The 17,963-nt window shown below is 43.0% G+C and carries 19 protein-coding genes, 1 pseudogene and 1 riboswitch; of the genes and pseudogenes, 18 read left to right on the top strand and 2 right to left on the bottom strand.

The features are described from left to right. Window positions 1-60 precede the first annotated feature (60 nt). The 16 genes and pseudogenes from ACFQV5_RS19715 (at window position 61) to ACFQV5_RS19640 (ending at window position 13,683) form a co-directional block, all read left to right on the top strand. Window positions 61-297: a hypothetical protein gene (locus tag ACFQV5_RS19715; protein WP_379249149.1), complete on the top strand. Its 237-nt coding sequence runs from the start codon at window positions 61-63 to the stop codon at window positions 295-297. A 22-nt stretch (window positions 298-319) separates the two neighbouring features. Beyond that, entirely contained in the window at window positions 320-703 is a 384-nt protein-coding gene (locus ACFQV5_RS19710) for a spore coat protein (protein WP_379249148.1), read from the top strand. A gap of 182 nt (window positions 704-885) precedes the next feature. Continuing rightward, window positions 886-1,386: an Lrp/AsnC family transcriptional regulator gene (locus tag ACFQV5_RS19705; protein ID WP_379249146.1), complete on the top strand. Its 501-nt coding sequence runs from the start codon at window positions 886-888 to the stop codon at window positions 1,384-1,386. Between the two features lie 13 nt (window positions 1,387-1,399). Next, window positions 1,400-2,605: an aminotransferase class I/II-fold pyridoxal phosphate-dependent enzyme gene (locus tag ACFQV5_RS19700; protein ID WP_379249144.1), complete on the top strand. Its 1,206-nt coding sequence runs from the start codon at window positions 1,400-1,402 to the stop codon at window positions 2,603-2,605. 118 nt (window positions 2,606-2,723) lie between these two features. Then, window positions 2,724-2,987: an aspartyl-phosphate phosphatase Spo0E family protein gene (locus ACFQV5_RS19695; RefSeq protein ID WP_379249142.1), complete on the top strand. Its 264-nt coding sequence runs from the start codon at window positions 2,724-2,726 to the stop codon at window positions 2,985-2,987. A 153-nt stretch (window positions 2,988-3,140) separates the two neighbouring features. Continuing rightward, a complete protein-coding gene (locus ACFQV5_RS19690; RefSeq protein WP_379249461.1) occupies window positions 3,141-3,701 on the top strand; it encodes a cob(I)yrinic acid a,c-diamide adenosyltransferase in 561 nt (186 codons plus the stop codon). A gap of 3 nt (window positions 3,702-3,704) precedes the next feature. Continuing rightward, window positions 3,705-4,682, top strand: coding sequence for an RluA family pseudouridine synthase (locus ACFQV5_RS19685; protein ID WP_379249140.1), 978 nt, complete (start codon window positions 3,705-3,707; stop codon window positions 4,680-4,682). 17 nt (window positions 4,683-4,699) lie between these two features. Further along, window positions 4,700-5,065, top strand: a complete 366-nt coding sequence (locus ACFQV5_RS19680; protein ID WP_379249139.1) for an arsenate reductase family protein — start codon at window positions 4,700-4,702, stop codon at window positions 5,063-5,065. Between the two features lie 220 nt (window positions 5,066-5,285). Beyond that, window positions 5,286-6,176: a 5'-3' exonuclease gene (locus tag ACFQV5_RS19675; RefSeq protein WP_379249137.1), complete on the top strand. Its 891-nt coding sequence runs from the start codon at window positions 5,286-5,288 to the stop codon at window positions 6,174-6,176. Window positions 6,177-6,204: 28 nt separating this feature from the next. After that, a pseudogene (locus ACFQV5_RS19670) lies at window positions 6,205-6,640 on the top strand (hypothetical protein). Between the two features lie 4 nt (window positions 6,641-6,644). Then, on the top strand, window positions 6,645-7,538 hold the full coding sequence (locus ACFQV5_RS19665) for an ROK family protein (RefSeq protein WP_379249135.1): 894 nt from the start codon (window positions 6,645-6,647) through the stop codon (window positions 7,536-7,538). A gap of 236 nt (window positions 7,539-7,774) precedes the next feature. Next, window positions 7,775-9,079 (top strand): Gfo/Idh/MocA family protein, encoded by a 1,305-nt coding sequence (locus ACFQV5_RS19660; protein WP_379249133.1) that lies wholly within the window; start codon window positions 7,775-7,777, stop codon window positions 9,077-9,079. Window positions 9,080-9,188: 109 nt separating this feature from the next. Then, the gene (locus tag ACFQV5_RS19655; RefSeq protein WP_379249131.1) at window positions 9,189-9,884 is read left to right on the top strand and encodes a response regulator transcription factor; all 696 of its coding nucleotides are present in this window, start codon (window positions 9,189-9,191) and stop codon (window positions 9,882-9,884) included. Next, complete coding sequence (locus ACFQV5_RS19650) at window positions 9,877-10,884, top strand: sensor histidine kinase (protein WP_379249129.1); 1,008 nt, start codon at window positions 9,877-9,879, stop codon at window positions 10,882-10,884. The genes ACFQV5_RS19655 and ACFQV5_RS19650 overlap by 8 nt, the downstream gene beginning before the upstream one ends. A 98-nt stretch (window positions 10,885-10,982) precedes the next feature. Next, window positions 10,983-11,744, top strand: a complete 762-nt coding sequence (locus tag ACFQV5_RS19645) for an ABC transporter ATP-binding protein (RefSeq protein ID WP_379249459.1) — start codon at window positions 10,983-10,985, stop codon at window positions 11,742-11,744. Further along, window positions 11,734-13,683 (top strand): FtsX-like permease family protein, encoded by a 1,950-nt coding sequence (locus ACFQV5_RS19640; RefSeq protein WP_379249127.1) that lies wholly within the window; start codon window positions 11,734-11,736, stop codon window positions 13,681-13,683. The genes ACFQV5_RS19645 and ACFQV5_RS19640 overlap by 11 nt, the downstream gene beginning before the upstream one ends. 66 nt (window positions 13,684-13,749) lie before the next feature. On the opposite strand, the gene ACFQV5_RS19635 is transcribed toward ACFQV5_RS19640, so the two are convergent. After that, window positions 13,750-14,052 (bottom strand): DUF3055 domain-containing protein, encoded by a 303-nt coding sequence (locus ACFQV5_RS19635; RefSeq protein WP_379249125.1) that lies wholly within the window; start codon window positions 14,050-14,052, stop codon window positions 13,750-13,752. 254 nt (window positions 14,053-14,306) lie between these two features. On the opposite strand from ACFQV5_RS19635, the gene ACFQV5_RS19630 reads away from it, so the two are divergent. Beyond that, the gene (locus ACFQV5_RS19630; protein WP_379249123.1) at window positions 14,307-15,314 is read left to right on the top strand and encodes an HRDC domain-containing protein; all 1,008 of its coding nucleotides are present in this window, start codon (window positions 14,307-14,309) and stop codon (window positions 15,312-15,314) included. A 60-nt stretch (window positions 15,315-15,374) separates the two neighbouring features. Here the strand turns inward: ACFQV5_RS19630 and corA are convergent, their stop codons facing one another. Further along, window positions 15,375-16,310 carry a magnesium/cobalt transporter CorA gene (gene corA / locus ACFQV5_RS19625; protein WP_379249121.1) on the bottom strand — a complete coding sequence of 312 codons (936 nt, stop codon included), beginning with the start codon at window positions 16,308-16,310 and terminating at the stop codon, window positions 15,375-15,377. A gap of 443 nt (window positions 16,311-16,753) precedes the next feature. Further along, window positions 16,754-16,885, top strand: a riboswitch (SAM riboswitch). A 129-nt stretch (window positions 16,886-17,014) separates the two neighbouring features. On the opposite strand from corA, the gene metA reads away from it, so the two are divergent. Continuing rightward, on the top strand, window positions 17,015-17,932 hold the full coding sequence (metA, locus tag ACFQV5_RS19620; RefSeq protein ID WP_379249458.1) for a homoserine O-acetyltransferase MetA: 918 nt from the start codon (window positions 17,015-17,017) through the stop codon (window positions 17,930-17,932). Window positions 17,933-17,963: the final 31 nt, after the last annotated feature.

Here is a 17,963-nt window from a genome sequence, read left to right as displayed (position 1 = left end):
AAATAGACAAAAAAGCCATACTAAACATGTTACTCAATATGAAAGGGGGACAATTTAATCATGCGATCTAATAACCAGATGCAGCCACTTACATCAAAGGAACTTGATTATATCGTCGACTGTATTTCTAATGAGAGTTCATTAGCTAAACATTGTGCTGCAACGGCAGCATCCATTCAAAATCCGTCTGTGCAACAGGCGCTGCTCGGATTTATGCACAAGCATGAAAACCATATGGATACTTTGATACAAACACTCCAAAGCCATCAAAGCATTGCACCTACACAAGCGCATTAAGAAAATGAAGGAGGAATTTCATATGCCGTCTCCAAGTGGTAATTCTTTTTTGCCTGAGGAAGATCTTCTTAACACCATCTTGAACGAGCTGAAACGTTCGGTAAAAGAATACACAACAGCAACAACAGAGTCCGCTTGTCAGAGCGTTCGGACAATGTTTAGTAATCTGACAGCTGATACTCTCAAAATGCAAGGGGACATGTACCAATTGATCGAACAGCAGAAGCAATATCCGGCACCTGTACCCCATGCCATGAAGAGTGAAGTGGATAAACAGCTGCAAGAGGTGCAGAAAACAAGTCAGCAAACACGCCAACTTATCCAGCAAAAAACTTCTGCACTATCTTCCATGGCTCATCAAGTTAACGTATCTCAGCATCCAACCAATGTGTCACCTACACAATAATATGTAACCTGCAATATCAAATTTTAAGCAAAAGAGAAACCGACTGTTCTTAGGCAGCTGCCAAAAGAGAAGTCGGTTTTTTCTTTGCACAGGGAACATGAATTATTGTAATATAAGTATTAATCTCTTTACAGGGAAACGGCGGTAGCCGAATTGCCTGAATAAACGCTGGAGGACTACAAATGGAAGAGCTAAGCGAATTGAAATTAAAAGTGCTTGACTTGCTGAAAGAGGATGCGAGAAGATCTCCGGCTCTGCTGTCTACTTTGCTCGGCGTGAAGGAAGAGGAAGTGAAGTCCGCAATTACGGAGCTGGAAGATGACCATGTTATCGTAAAATATGCGACGATCGTTAACTGGGGTAAGGTAGAGGAAGAGAAAGTAACCGCACTTATTGAAGTGCAGATTACACCAGAGCGAGGGAGAGGCTTTGAAGGTATTGCAGAGCGCATCTATTTATTTCCTCAAGTAAAATCCGTATATCTGATGTCAGGGGCATACGACCTGCTAGTAGAGGTGGAGGGCCGCAATTTGAGAGAGGTCGCGAACTTCGTATCAGAGAAGTTGTCTCCAATTGACTCGGTATTGTCGACCAAAACAAACTTTATTTTGAAAAAATATAAACAAGACGGGATTATCTATGAAGAACGTCAAGAAGACAATCGTCTCCTGATCTCGCCGTAAAGGAAGAGTGTGTATGATTGTGAAAGAAGAACATCTCACAGAAAATAATAGAAAGCCAATGAGCTCCTACTTGGCACCGTCGGTTCGAGAAATCAAACCATCGGGTATTCGTAAGTTTTTTGACTTGGTAAGTGGAAATAAGGATATTATTACACTTGGTGTTGGTGAACCGGATTTTGTAACACCATGGCATGTTCGTGAAGCATGTGTGTATTCACTTGAACGGGGATTTACAGGATATACCTCAAATGCAGGTATGCCGGAGCTTCGTGAAGCGATTGCCCGTTATCTGGACAGCAGCTTTCATGTTTCGTATGATCCACAGCACGAAATACTTGCAACGGTTGGCGGAAGTGAGGCAATCGACTTAGCACTGAGAGCCCTTATTTCACCAGGGGATGAAATTCTTATCCCTGAACCATGTTATATTTCTTATTCTCCGATCACGGCCATCGGTGGGGGAGTTCCTGTTGGTATTGAAACAACAGCTGAAAATCATTTTAAATTGACGGCTGAAGCGCTTGAAGCTAAGATTACGCCGAAGTCCAAAATATTGATTTTGTGCTATCCAAGCAATCCGACCGGAACAACAATGACATATGAAGATTGGCTGCCAATTGCAAAGGTAGTAGAGAAACATGATCTAATTGTTATTTCCGATGAGATTTATGCCGAATTGACTTACGATGGTAAGCATGTCAGCTTCCCTTCTATTCCAGGTATGAAAGACCGGACGATTTTGGTGAGCGGCTTCTCAAAAGCTTTTGCAATGACTGGTTGGAGAATGGGTTATGCCTGTGCGCATCCGGACCTGATCGCTGCTATGCTGAAGATTCACCAATACACGGTCATGTGTGCTCCCGTTATGGGGCAGGTGGCTGCGCTTGAGGCCCTTACGAATGGGATGGAAGAGAAGGACCGCATGATTGAGTCCTACAATCAGCGTCGTAGACTCATTGTTCAAGGGCTGTGTGATATTGGTCTGGATTGTCATGAACCTCAGGGAGCGTTTTATGCTTTCCCAAGCATTAAGAGAACGGGCTTATCCTCGGATGAATTTGCACAACGTCTTCTGACAGAGGCGAAAGTTGCAGCGGTTCCAGGTACAGCATTTGGTCTTGGTGGGGAAGGTTTTATCCGTTGCTCATATGCAACCTCCATCACCCAGCTAAATGAAGCTTTGGAGCGGATGGGGAAATTTGTCGAAAAGTTGACATAAAAAGAATATAGTTCTTGAACTTCCTTGTTTTAACAAAAGTTTTACTTTTCATTACAAATATCTATGTTATAATTTTATTTTGGGAGCATAATTTCAATTTTCCAAGGAGGGATTGCCAGTGTATAGTGATTACGAATTGTCGCCATACCGCGGTGATTTTATATCCGAAGGCCAAGACCATAATAAGTGGTCCGTCAAATCAGCTAAATCGTCTCCTCAGGATATTTCCTTGGAAGAAGAAATTCACGTGCTCCGTCGTAAGATGGAACAGATATTTTTACAGGAACAGTCTTTTACGTCCGAGATCGTTATTGAGATCAGCAGTTTGCTTGACTTAAAGATCAACGAATACATGAAGACGCACCCTAAGAAAAAAGTATAATGATGTGATTTAGAAGGAGACCTTTTTAGGTCTCCTTTTTTGATTCTAAATGAGTGAGATTCATCTACACATCAAGTTATGTTATAGTGAAACATAACCAAAATGGAAATGATATAGAACTTATAAACATAGCTGTGAACGGAGGAATGTATGATGAAGGTATATACGAAAACTGGAGATAAAGGCGAGACATCGATCATTGGGGGACGAGTACCTAAGGATGATCCGCGTATTGAAGCCTATGGAACGATAGATGAGCTAAATAGTTTTGTAGGACAGGCTGTATTTTTGGCGCAAGAAGCGGGCTTTAAAGAGCTTGTGGAACAGCTGATCCAAATACAACACGAACTGTTTGATTGTGGATCGGACCTTGCCTATGCGAAGCATAATGAGGATAAATACAAAGTGAGCGAGCCGCTGGTTGTAAGACTTGAGGAGTGGCTTGATGCATTCGAAGCAGAGAATCCGAAACTGGAACGCTTTATTTTGCCTGGAGGCAGCAGCTTGTCCGTGGCGCTTCATGTATGCCGTACCGTATGCCGCCGTGCAGAGCGCCTTACGGTCACCCTTGCTCGCCAGGTGGAGATTAATCCGGAAGTACGCAGTTATCTGAACCGTCTTTCTGATTATTTCTTTGTGACGGCTCGCACTGCCAATGTTAGAGCGGGTGTGCCGGATGTGGAATATGTGCGTAGCGGAAAGGTGTTCCGATAATTTATGGAATTGTATTACCCGCCTATATCCTATATAGTGCCTGAGAGTGATGATGGCATGTTACTAAAAACCATTTTGCAAAATAGGATGGGTGTATCACGAAAATTGTTATCTCGGCTAAAGCTGACTGAACAAGGGATTATGCTGAATGGTATACGGGTTTATATCAGTGTGAAGGTTAGTGCAGGGGATTTGGTCGAAATCCGGATGGAGCAGGAGCGGTCGGACGATATTTTACCACAACCGATGGATCTGGATATTATATATGAGGATGAGCATTTGCTTGTGCTTAATAAAGCTGCGGGTACAATCGTGCACCCAACTCATGGTCATTATACAAATACATTGGCGAACGGTGTAGTATACTACTGGCAACAGCAGGGCTGGAATTATCGTTTTCGAGCAATTCATCGTCTGGATCAGGAAACGACAGGTGTTCTGGCTATCGCCAAAAATCCATATATTCATCAACATATCTCAGAGCAAATGATCGCTGGAACCGTTGATAAAAAATACTTAGCAATCGTTCATGGTGTACCTGATCCGGAAGAAGGGAGCATTGATGGCCCCATCGACCGGGATCAGGAAGAGCCTCATCGCCGTATTGTTACACAGGACGGTTATCCTTCGTTAACCCGCTATCATGTTCGTGAAAGTTATAACAAGAAGGCCTCTCTCGTAGAACTTAAACTGGAGACGGGCCGGACTCATCAAATTCGTGTTCATATGACCAGCATAGGGTGTCCGCTAATTGGAGATAAGATGTATCGGCATCCGATATATGAGTCATTGTCTGAGACGGAGAGTAGGGCGGAATTTTCGTCTATATTCACGCTTGATGAAAGTATAAATCGGCAGGCACTACATGCGGAGCTGCTAACTTTTGAACATCCAATTGTAGGAGAGCGTATGACTTTTAGGGCGTCGATTCCTGAAGATATGAAATTGCTGCTAAATAGATTAAGTGCAGAAATAAAATAGGAGGAGAGAAATAATCTATGAGTCAACTAACTGTATATCAATATCCGAAATGCGGAACATGTAGAAATGCTGTGAAATGGTTACAAAACGAAGGACATGAGCTGACACTAAGACATATTAAAGATGAGCCTCCTACACCCGAAGAGCTGTCTGCTTTGTTTGAGAAGAGCGGTCTTGAACTTAAGAAGTTTTTCAATACAAGTGGTGAAGTGTATAAACAAATGGGGCTGAAAGACAAACTTAAGGACATGCCTAAGGAGGAGCAAATCAAGCTTTTGTCCTCGAATGGAATGCTCATTAAGCGACCCATTGTATCGGATGGAGAGCAAGTAACTGTAGGTTTCAAGGAAGAAATGTTCGAGAACGCTTGGAAGGCGAAGTAATAGAAAAGCTCTGTTCGAGTTCAATTGTTTATTGCAATATCGGCCTGGAGACGATCAAGTTTCCAGGCTTTATTTCGCGTTATCACAGGACTGGATAACCAAATATTATATACTTGCGGTGGACTCTATCATATAGGCTGATATGATATAATGACAGATGCATAATATTTGTGATATAACAAGACTTTGAACATATATACGCAAGGAGAGATGTAACACAGTGAACAACACGAAACAACCATCCCTGCTGCTAGTCGACGGTATGGCTCTATTATTCCGGGCATACTACGCTACGGCGACGAGTGGATACATCCGCCGGACTAAGGCGGGAATTCCGACAAACGCAATCTACGGATTCCTGCGCTACCTATGGGACGCTATTGATACATTTCAACCTACACATGTCGCCTGCTGCTGGGATATGCCGTCCAAAACATTTCGCAGTGAGCAGTTTGCAGCATATAAAGGAAACCGCCCTGATGCGCCAGAAGATCTCGTCCCTCAGTTCTCTCTTATTCGAGAGGTAACGGAATGCCTTGGAATTCCTAATCTTGGAGTTGAGGGGTTTGAAGCAGATGACTGTATCGGAACGTTAGCCTGTCGCTTCGGTAAAGACATGAATGTCATGGTATTATCTGGTGATCATGATCTGCTTCAACTTGTTAGTGAGCGTACTTCTGTAATCATCATGAAAAAGGGTCATGGCAATTATATGGTTTACACTCCGGAGACGCTCTATCAGGAAAAAGGTCTTCTTCCTCATCAAGTTATTGATGTTAAAGGACTCATGGGCGATACAAGTGATAACTATCCGGGGGTACGTGGTATTGGTGAAAAAACAGCTATGAAGCTGATTCAAGAATACGAGACGATTGAAGGCATTCTCGAAAATATGGATTCCCTCACCAAAAGCATCCGTAGTAAAATTGAAGCGGATATGGATATGCTTCATCTGTCACGTTCTCTTGCAGCTATTCATTGTGAAGTGCCTCTGGACTGTGACTTGGATTTATGTGTTCTGGAGATCGACCATGACCGAGTTATGTCCAAACTCGAGGAACTAGAAATGAAGAGCTTAAGTAACTTGATGGGAGTAGCAATGGTCCCTTGATGGATATTTAGCTGATGAAGTATTCTGGATGCCGGTTTGGTTGTCCGTAAAAACATCACTGTGTTCAAGCATCATTAGATTTATACTTGGAACGGTGGCAGCTCACCGGGGGAGGTTCCGTGGGAACACTTGTGGAACTTTACTGATGCTGCCGCTTGTCCTTCCTTCGACGGTTGTAGGGTTTCTGCTCTGGAAGAGCGGCAGTACCTGCATATGTTCTTGGTCTTGCTCGCGGACTGGGCGAGTTTGGAGCTACTTGGATGGTGGCGGGAAATATACCAGGCAAAACACAAACGCTGCCAACAGCCATTTATCTTGCTGTAGGAAACGGAGATACTCAACTGGCCTGGGAATGGACAGGAACGGTTGTGCTATTCTCTTGGATACTACTGGTGTGGCTGGTAACGGTCGAAGAGACCGTAATATGTCGACAAAATCATAAAGTAATACAATTACATCTTTGAGAGGATGACTGACATGATACTTGGAGCTATTGAAGCAGGCGGTACTAAATTTGTATGTGGAATTGGTAAGGAGGATGGTACTGTTATCGAACGTACCAGCTTTCCAACAACTACGCCGGAGGAAACAATGGCGCAAGTGTTTTCCTTTTTTGAAGGTAAAGGAGTAGAAGCTATTGGCGCGGGCTTTTTCGGACCGATTGATCCCGTAAAAGGAAGTCCTACATATGGTTGTATTACTACGACACCAAAGCCTCACTGGAGTAACTACAATGTCGTGAAAGCGCTAGAGGAACGTTTCAATGTACCTGTTGGTTTCGATACGGATGTAAACGGTGCTGCTCTTGGGGAACATACATGGGGCGCAGCACAAGGTCTTGACAGCTGTTTGTACATTACAATTGGTACTGGCGTTGGCGCAGGTGCTGTTGTGGACGGCAAGTTGATTCATGGTCTATCTCACCCTGAAATGGGTCATATTATTGTTCGCCGCCATCCAGAGGACAAGTACGAAGGAACTTGCCCTTACCATAGTGATTGCCTGGAAGGTTTGGCAGCGGGTCCGTCCCTTGGCAGACGCTGGGGTGTTGCAGGAGCGGAACTTACACCAGATCATCCTGCATGGGAGATGGAAGCTTACTATCTTGCTCAGGCGCTGATGAATTATGTGTTAATTCTGTCCCCACAAAGAATCGTTATGGGCGGAGGCGTTATGAAGCAGCAGCAGCTGTTCCCTATGATTCATAAGAAGCTGCAAGAATTGCTGGCAGGTTATGTACCACATCCGAGTTTGAATGAAGATATTGCACAGTTTATCGTATCGCCTAAGCTTGGTGACAATGCCGGTTTGTGCGGCGCATTGGCGCTGGCTAAGCTTGCTGCTGATGAAGCGGGAAAATAAGAAGAAAAATTGACTCATAAAAACAAACCGGCGGGATGATTCAACCGCCGGTTTGTTTTTTTATGAAATATATAGAGAACTAAAGAGGAGTGTTACGTTACAAGCAAATCCGACGGAATTTGGGATTGCAATATAATTGACAATCGTATAGAGTTCGGGTATACCATATTATGAAAGATTACTGGATGTCGTCTGAATGTAGTTTTTGCATCTATGCCTCACAAGGAGCAATCGATATGACAATAAAGGCTATCTTGATTGGTGCCGGTGTTCGAGGAGCTAATGTTTACGCACCTTATGCTCGGAATCATCCTGAGCAATTACAGTTTGCAGCGGTAGCAGAACCGGATCCCATACGAAGATCCTCTTTTGCTATAGATTACGATATACCAAATGAGCATGTTTACGAGGACTGGCGCGATGTGCTCCGGAAACCTCGGTTTGCAGATGCTGTTTGGATCTGTACCCAGGATCGAATGCATTTTGAAGTTGCCATGGCTGCACTGCAGCAAGGATACCATGTCCTGCTTGAAAAACCGATATCTCCATCACCTTTAGAGTGTTTGGAGCTCGAGGAAACTGCTCGAAAAAGTAACCGTTTACTAACCATCTGCCATGTACTCCGGTACACTCCGTTTTGGTCGGGTATTCATAAAATTGTTGAAAACGGCGATATCGGCAAGGTTGTTGATATTCAGTTACGAGAAAATATCGGATATGCCCATATGGCACACAGCTATGTGCGTGGTAAATGGAATAAAGCTGAGACGGCAAGTCCTATGATTCTGGCTAAGTCTTGTCATGACCTGGACTTAATTTCTTGGATAATGGATGAGGAATGTACTCGCCTTAGTTCTTTCGGTTCGTTATTGCATTTTAGAAAAGATCAGGCGCCAGAAGGAGCAACGGAACGTTGTTCAGATGGATGTCCGCATGTGAACAGTTGCTGTTATGTCGATTATCGTTACTATATGGGAGAAGGAAGACGCCGGGCACAGCATTTTTCTGATGATCTGTCTGATTCCATGATACGAAATCTGCTTCCACATACGCCTTATGGGCGCTGCGTCTATCACTGTGACAATGATGTTGTCGATCATCAAAATGTAAATTTGCAGTTCAGAAATGGTGCTACAGCTTCCTTCTCATTGTCTGCTTTCACCCATGACAGTTCCCGTACTGTGCAAATTTCGGGGACGCGGGGAGAGATCAGAGGAAACATGGCGAATCAGTCGTTTACAGTTTATAGCTTTGCAGACGGAGGTAGTACAGATATTCAGGTTGAAGATGGGGGCCGTGAGGGTACTGATCGAATGCTTCAAGAGTTTTGTGATCAAGTTCAGCTCTTTACAGGCAATTCATTAACTTCAGCATCCGCTTCTCTGCAAAGCCATATGATGGCTTTTGCGGCTGAGGAATCAAGGCTGGGTGATGGGCAGTGTCTGGAGCTTAGTCAGCTGGTTACCCGGTACCGAGAGGTATTGAATAGTGGCTTGAATATAGCAGGTAAAGATGGAATGAACAGTTTCTGTACGGTATAGAGGAAGGGGATGCTCCACAGTCATATCAATGACCTTGGGAACATCCCTATTTTTTTGGACATAATTAAAAGTAAGGGATGCAAGAAAAATCAGATAATGTGGTGATCATTTGTTTAAAATCATGCTAATCGAAGATGATGCAAGTCTGTTTAAAGAGGTTCAGGAAAGATTATCTCAATGGTCTTATGATGTTTATGGGGTCAAGGACTTTGGAAGTGTCTTGCAAGAGTTCACGGCTATTGGGCCTGATCTTGTCATTATAGATATCCAGCTGCCGAAATTTGATGGTTTCCACTGGTGCCGAATGATCAGAGCGCACTCTAATGTACCGATTATATTTCTGTCATCAAGGGATCATCCGACTGATATGGTCATGTCCATGCAGCTAGGAGCTGATGATTTTGTTCAGAAACCCTTTCATTTCGAAGTGCTGATTGCCAAAATCCAAGCGATTCTTCGACGTGTCTATAACTATAGTACGGAACGGACCGAACTGAAAACATGGCGCGGGGCAACTGTAGAATATGTAAAGAATACTGTTACCTTTGATAACACTTCCATTGAATTGACGAAGAATGAAATGTTAATCCTAAAAGTGCTGATTGAGCATAAGAACCAAATCGTAAGTCGGGAAGAGATCATAAGGAGCTTGTGGGATAATGAGCATTTTGTAAGTGATAATACGTTAACGGTCAACCTGAACCGCTTACGTAAGAAACTAGAGACTGTTGGGCTTCATACATATATTGAAACCAAAGTGGGGCAAGGTTACATGGCTACGGAAGAGGCACAACCATATGGTTAGAAAATATATAAAAGAACGTTGCAGTTGGATTCTGTTGTTCGTATTCTTTCATTTGCTGCTTCTCTTTGTTGCGTATATCGACTCAGCTATTCCGTTTAAGCCGGTTGTTTACATTGTGTTTCTATCTTCATTGATTTCGATCAGCTTTTTTATTATAAGGTATCACAAAGAAACGAAATTTTATAAAGGGCTTGAAGATTGGGACCAAACAACCGGGATCGAGGGCATTACGGAGGCACAGAGTCCTTTCGAGCAGATCGTTGAAACAAGCGTGACGCTGCTGAATGAACGGTATCAGAGAGAAACTTCGCAGCATCTGATTGGGTTGGAACAGGAAAAGGATGAGCTGTTATCTTGGATTCATGAAGTGAAAACACCCCTGACGGCCATGCAATTAATGATTGAGCGCATGAATGATGAAGCGTTGAAGGGGCAATTAATGTATGAGTGGCTGCGAATCCATCTCCTGCTCGATCAACAGCTTCACCAAAAGCGAATTCCTTTTATCATGAATGATTTGTATGTAGAGCTGTCTTTGCTTGAACCGATTATATTTAAAGAAATTAAGGAACTGAAATCATGGTGTATGCAAAAAGGGATTGGCTTTGATGTCTCACTTCAGGTACCTGAGGTATTAACGGATGCTAAATGGCTTGGCTTTATATTAAGACAGCTGTTAACGAACGCCGTTAAGTATAGTGAGAATTCAGATATCTTTATTGAAAGTCGTTTTGATGAGGATAACAAGACTATTGTAGAGATAAAGGACCATGGGCGCGGTATCGATCCGAAGGACCTGCCTCGAATATTCGATAAAGGATTTACTTCCACGACGAAGCATCAGGACCATGCGGCAACAGGCATGGGGCTGTATTTGGCGAAAAAGGTGGCTCGTTCTTTACATATCACCATTGATGTAACCTCGAAGCTTGGTGTTGGGACGACCTGTACACTGACGTTTCCGCAAAAGAATGATTTTGAAAGCATTAGAGGCATGTGACAACAATGTCACATGCTTTTGTAATTTGTTCGGGGAATCGAGGGAAAAGGGGAGTAGGGTGATTTATGATGAATGTATGAAGAAAAGGAGTGAGCGAATTGGTAATTCTAGAGGCGAATAAAATTTACAAAAGCTATGGAAATAAATTTAATAAGCAAGAAGTATTAAAGGGAATTGACATCACGGTAGATAAGGGCGAGTTCGTGAGCATTATGGGGGCTTCCGGTTCGGGGAAAACGACCCTGCTTAATGTACTCTCATCAATTGATAAAGTCAGTCAAGGGACGATTACCATTGAGGGAAAAGAATTTACTGGCATGAAGGATAAACAACTTGCTGAATTCAGAAAGCATCATTTAGGTTTTATCTTTCAGGAATATAACCTACTTGATACTTTAACGGTCAAAGAGAATGTACTGCTCCCACTATCTGTCAAGAAGGTATCGAAAAAAGCAGCAGATCAGAAATTTAAAACGGTAGCATCGGAGCTGGGAATTGTTGACCTTGCGAACAAATATCCGAATGAAATATCAGGGGGACAGAAACAGCGTACTTCCGCTGCCCGCGCATTTATTCATGATCCCAGCATCATATTTGCGGACGAGCCAACAGGCGCACTGGATTCAAAATCAGCATCAGATTTGCTCAACAAATTAAGCGAACTAAATCAGAAACTGACTTCCACGATCGTCATGGTTACGCATGATCCGGTGGCTGCAAGTTATTGCAGCAGAGTCATCTTTATTAAAGATGGGCAGATTTACACACAATTGAATAAAGGCGAGGAGACAAGACAGGCCTTTTTCAAAGACATTATGAAAACGCAAGGTGTTCTGGGTGGTGTTCAAAATGAACATTAATTTTATCATCTTTCGCAATTTGAAAAAGAACATAAAAAACTATTATCTCTACGTATTTGCTTTGATATTTAGTGTAGCGCTGTATTTCTCCTTTGTAACCCTTCAGTATGATCCGTCTATGGATGAAGCCAAGGGGTCAATCAAAGGTGGAGCAGCACTGGGTGCTGCTTCGATTCTGCTGGTCGCGATCGTGGCTATTTTCCTTCTGTATGCGAATAACATTTTCATTAAACGACGCAGTAAAGAAATTGGGCTGTTTCAATTAATCGGACTGACGAAAAGTAAAATATTTATGATTTTGAGTTTAGAGAACTTGATTTTATATTTCGGCTCCATGCTGATTGGTATTTTTGCAGGTTTCTCCGTTTCCCGGCTAATTCTAATGATATTGTTCAAAATTACGGGGGTGGAGGCGAATGCCACCTTGCGTTTTTCATCCGAAGCGTTGACTCAAACGGTACTCGTATTCGCTGGAGTATACATTCTCATCATGATTATGAACTTTATATTCATTAGAAGACAAAGCATATTATCCTTGTTCAGAACGGTATCTTCAACGCAGGCGAGAGTAAAGAAAATGTCCATTATGGAAATAATCATCGGCTTGCTCGGTATTGGACTTATTCTCTATGGGTATTATGTGTCCACTAGACTGTTTAGTGGTGACTTGGTTGAAATGAACGAATTATTCTTGAGTATGGTCATGATCCTGGGAGCAGTTATCATCGGAACCTACTTATTTTACAAGGGTTCGGTAAGTTTTATTTTTAATGCGATCCGTAAGAGCAAAGGTGGGTACCTGTCACTGAATGACGTTCTCTCCCTCTCTTCCATCATGTTCCGCATGAAATCCAATGCGATATTATTGACTGTAATTACGACGGTATCTGCACTGGCGATCGGACTTTTGTCGCTAAGCTATATTTCTTATTATTCCGCAGAAAAAATGGCACAGCAAACCGTGCCCAACGACTACTCAATTGTTCGTCAAGAGGATCGAGATCTTTTCACAGAAGCGTTGTCTGCCGGCGATATTGCATATACTGAGGTCGAAATCGATGTGATCCAGATGAATGTTGATGCTTCTGATATTATCGGATCTGGACTTGAAAAGGCTGCTAATGACTCGGGCGAAATGATCTTTCCTTTCGTCAGCGATAAGAGTGTCTCTGGTGTGGACATAGCTCCCGGTGAGTTTTTGTTGAAGGGTATGAGTGATGCGGTGACACAGTTCATGTCTATTAAAAATGAGGGACAAATTACGATAGAGACCAAGGGAAGTACTGACGCCTTGACTCTGAATATGAGTGGGCTAGAAAAAGGTGCTGTCGTCTCCTCATACTTCTCACACGGGATGCCAACGGCCGTCGTGGACCATAGCATCTTCGAACAGTTGGTACAAAATGTGGATCCTGAAATTCAAGGGGGCTCCACTAAATATTACGGTTTCGATATTACAGATCGAAGCGAGCTTAAAGAAGCGGAAAATATTTTTACGAAGTTGGATTTGGATAGTAAGGGGCCGAACTGGTCCCAGGCAGAAACAATTAGCTACCAGAAAACGAACATGGGATTAATGATGTTTATCGTTGGTTTCTTAGGTCTCACATTCTTAATCACGTCTGGATGCATTCTCTACTTCAAGCAGATGGATGAGGGGGAAGAGGAAAAAGCGAATTACACCATTTTGAGAAAGCTGGGCTTTACACAAGGAAATCTCCTTCGAGGCATTCAAATGAAACAGATCTTTAATTTTGGCATACCGCTCATCGTGGGACTGTTTCATAGTTATTTCGCTGTAAAATCAGGCTGGTTCTTCTTCGGAACAGAATTATGGACGCCTATGGTCTTGGTTATGCTGCTTTATACAGTTCTCTATTCTATCTTTGGGTTGTTGTCGGTTATTTTCTATAAAGGAATTATTAAAGACGCTCTGTAATTCATTATGCATAAGAAGAACCCTAAATCCTGAAATAGGATAGGGTTCTTCTTTTTCCTAAGCTTCTTAGTCGGTGAAATGGGCATCCCCTAAGACGAGTGTTAGAAATTCACGTAAATCGTCGGCTTCTTCTGGGTTGAGACTGAATGTGCGCTCTAGGTAATTGTCTTGTTCGAGATCGTCGCTAGCCAATATGGCTGTTCTTCCGAACTGAAGGTCGGTTACGAGCTTTTTCCCATAAAATAGGTTCGTTGTGGTCACTGCCAGATCAAATCGTTTGAGTGATGGGCCAATGAACGTGACGAATCGGGTAGATGTAGACTCTGTACTATCGGATAAAAAATCAAGTTGCCGTGATTCCCCGGTCATATCGGCGGTTCACTCCTTCTGCATAGATGATGTTTGTTGTCCATTATACAAGAAAAATCTAAGACAACCTATATGGGAAATTAAGATAAACAACCCAGTTGACCTTATTACAAATTATGGTATCATGTTGTTTAACAGTATAACGTTTATTCAAATTGAGGGAAGCACCTTTCTGACGCTACGGCGGGAGAGGTGCTTTTTTGCGTTGTACAGCGTGCGTTATACGGTTGATAACAATGATTGGAGGCCATGGGATGCAAATTGTATTTATGAATCAGATGTCCAGAACGAACGAATCAAGTGAAGAAAATACGGCACAAGTGTGGATTGGTGAAGAGGAAGGCGTGTGGCATCTCGGCTGGCGAGACTTTGAAGCTGACGGATATACCAAAGATGAAGATTGGTACAGTGGAAGTTCATGGAGTGAGTTGTTGTGCGTTTACCGTCATCGTCTTTCCATGAAACTCAGTGAGGGATATCGTCCTGTAATTGAAGGGATATTCCACGAACCTGAGGATGCTAAGGGAAGAAACCATGCTGCACAGAAACTGCAATGTTATAGTGAGCTATATGGTTCTGAAGCGTTGTATACGGAGCTTTGCGCGTGGCGCCGAAGAAAAGCGGCAGCTGGACGAAAGGCACCTTACTTTATAGCGAGTAACCGTGTACTTCGCTTGATAAGCGCTTTTGTGCCGCAAACAGTGGAGGAATTGCTTCAGCTACCAGGGATTGGTGCGAACAAGGCGGCAGAACATGGGGATGAATGGATTGAAATGACGATACGCTTAGAACGAACAACCTCTTTTCCTCTGGACTGGGTATTTAGTGAGTTGAAAGAAGATGAATTCTTGTCTTGGCTCTACAAGCAGAAAGAACACAAATACAAGCAAGAGTTAGAAGAATTCCGCATGGGTCGGGTGATGTTAATGGGCATAGCAGAAGGTTTATCACTAGATCAATTGGCGGAGAAGACCAGCATGTCACGGAGGGAGCTAGTTGAACAGATGGAAGTGCTTGAAAAGGAAGGGTACGATATGGAGCTTTTAATCCGTTTGGAGCTCGAGAGTTTGCCGGAAACAGAGCATTCCGCCATTTGGAAAGCGTTTGAGGATCTCGGTGATACCTTCCTTAAACCTGTAATGCAGCGGGTATATGGTCAGGAGCCAGCAGCTCAGGGTGGAATGGAAAGATTGTATGAACGGCTCCGCCTTATCCGTATACGCTTTAGACGGCAAACGATTGAGAAGCGTAGCGCAGTGTGACATATAAAAAAACGGGTTACCCTTTAATGAATAAAGAAGGATACCCGTTTTTTTGATATTTCATAGCCATTCTTTTTTGCGGAACAGATAAAACATGCCGGATCCAAGAAAAATCATTAGTCCAATAACCGCAAAATAGGAATATTTCCATTTCAACTCGGGCATAAACTCAAAGTTCATCCCGTATATTCCAGTAATAACCGTAAGCGGCATGAAGATCGTGGTCATTGCCGTAAATACCCTCATGATTTCGTTCGCACGGTTCGCAATACTGGACTGATAAGCTTCTCGAAGGTTACTCATCAGATCGCGGTAGGTTTCAAAAGTTTCGGATATTTTCACGGCATTCTCATAGATGTCGCTGAAGTATTTTTGCAGCTGATCATCGATCAGACGAAGGTCTTTTTTATTCAGTGTATTGATTACCTCTTTCTGAGGGCCAAGTACCTTTTTCAACCATAGAATTTCACTTCGAAGACCGATAATTTCGTTCAGATGTGATTTCTTGGTGTGCATGAGAATATCTTCTTCAAGCTGATCAATGCGCGCTTCGATTCGGTCACCTACCGTGAAGTAATTGTCTGTAACCAAGTCCATCAGGATGTACAGAAATCGGTCAGGTGAATTGGCTTCATCTTCCCACAGAAGTGGTTTTACAGCGCGTAATTCATTGATCTTCTGCTTTGTTACGGTAATGATGAAATGTCTCCCTAGGAAAATATTCAGAGCTCGAAGGAAGATCTCCTCATCATCAAATCGAATGCTGTTTACTACAATAAAGTAGTGGTTCTCATATATTTCAATCTTTGGACGTTGCTCTTCATCACTCTGGGTGTCTTCTACAGCCAAGTCATGTAGATTGAAGAGGGGCTGGAGTTCCGCCAAGTCTTCAACATCAGCGTCAATCCAGTAAAATCCGTCTGGTGGAGCTGTAAGTGTCGTTTCAATATTGTCTATCGGGGTGAAAACACCCGAATTTACCAACCGGATTTTCATCTGATATCACTCCTTTAATTCACTGCTTGCGCATTTCGAATCAAGGCATAGGGTATCAGCTTACCGGTATTAGCCGGGCAGAAACTCTGCACGACTCGGCATTGGGCATCTAAAAGAGCGCACGAAAAATAACGTTGCCCGCCACCGGTGAGCTGATCTTGGTCCTATGCGGTTTTGCGTCATTTACATCCAGCTTCTGGCTCGGGTCACCGTCCATCTTCCATGTCACCTCTTTCATATGGTTAATTAGCACCAATCTAGTATAACGCCGTGGTTATAACCTTTCAAGGTGGAATTAACATGTGATTCATCCTTGTACAGGGTATGGAAGATACAGGTGATTTGTTCCATTTTTTTAGCTCAAAGCTTCTTGACGAAAAAATGTTCTTGATTTAAAGTAATAATCAATAGTATTTAGGAAACAAACAACTTCATAACGCGAAATCTTATCAAGAGCAGGTGGAGGGACTAGCCCTATGAAACCCGGCAACCGGCGGCAACATCGCACGGTGCTAATTCTTGCAGGAGGTACGCGGCCTTAACACTAAGGATCGCTGCAGTCTGACAGATGAGAGAGGCGCATAGTTTACGTATACGTATATATGACCTTTCATCACAGAAAGGTCATTTTTTTGTATACTTTGGCAATCTCTTATGTTGTTTTATGCAGTATGACTATTTATTAACCTAAAGGAGGAATAATGATGCCGATTAAAATTCCAGACACACTGCCTGCAAAGGAAATTCTTGCTGGGGAGAACATTTTCGTAATGGATGAAAGCCAAGCTTTTCAACAGGATATCCGTCCGCTGCGAATTGCCATTCTGAATTTGATGCCAACCAAGGAGACAACAGAGACGCAGCTGCTAAGACTGATCGGTAATTCCCCACTCCAAGTAGATGTTGTGCTGCTTCATCCGGGATCGCATACTTCTAAAAACACTCCGGCAGAACATTTAGAGTCATTCTATAAAACGTTTGAAGAAGTCAGACATCGCCGTTTTGACGGTATGATCATCACGGGAGCTCCAGTAGAACAGTTGGATTTCGAAGATGTAAACTACTGGGATGAGCTCAAAGAGATCTTTGAATGGAGCAAGCGTAATGTAACTTCAACGCTCCATATATGTTGGGCCGCTCAAGCGGGTCTTTATTATCATTATGATGTGGCGAAGTACAGCTTGTCCGAGAAATGCTTCGGTGTGTTCCCTCATACAGTAAACGAGCCAAACGTTAAGCTGCTGCGGGGGTTTGATGAGCTGTTCTATGCACCACATTCCCGGCATACTGATGTTCGGCGAGAAGACATCGAGCGAGCGGAGAAGCTTGTGGTATTAGCTGAATCCGAAGAAGCCGGTGTTTATCTGGTAGCGTCAAAGGATGGAAAACAAATATTTGTGACAGGTCATTCAGAATATGACTCTGACTCGCTTAGATGGGAATATGAGCGAGATGTAGCCAAAGGTATGGATATTGCACTTCCACGTAACTATTATCCAAAAGATGATCCGACTCGCAAACCGCCTTCAGTCTGGAGAGCTCATGCTAATTTATTATTCTCTAACTGGCTCAATTACTATGTATATCAAGAAACACCTTATGATATCGGACCGCAAATATAGAGAGCGAAAGAACGTAATTTAAGGAGGAGTG

The sequence above is a fragment of the Paenibacillus sp. GCM10028914 genome (genome assembly GCF_042666275.1).
GTDB lineage: Bacteria > Bacillota > Bacilli > Paenibacillales > Paenibacillaceae > Paenibacillus_AQ.
The sequence above is the reverse complement of the archived record's forward strand: the minus strand, read 5'-3'. Positions and strand labels throughout refer to the sequence as shown.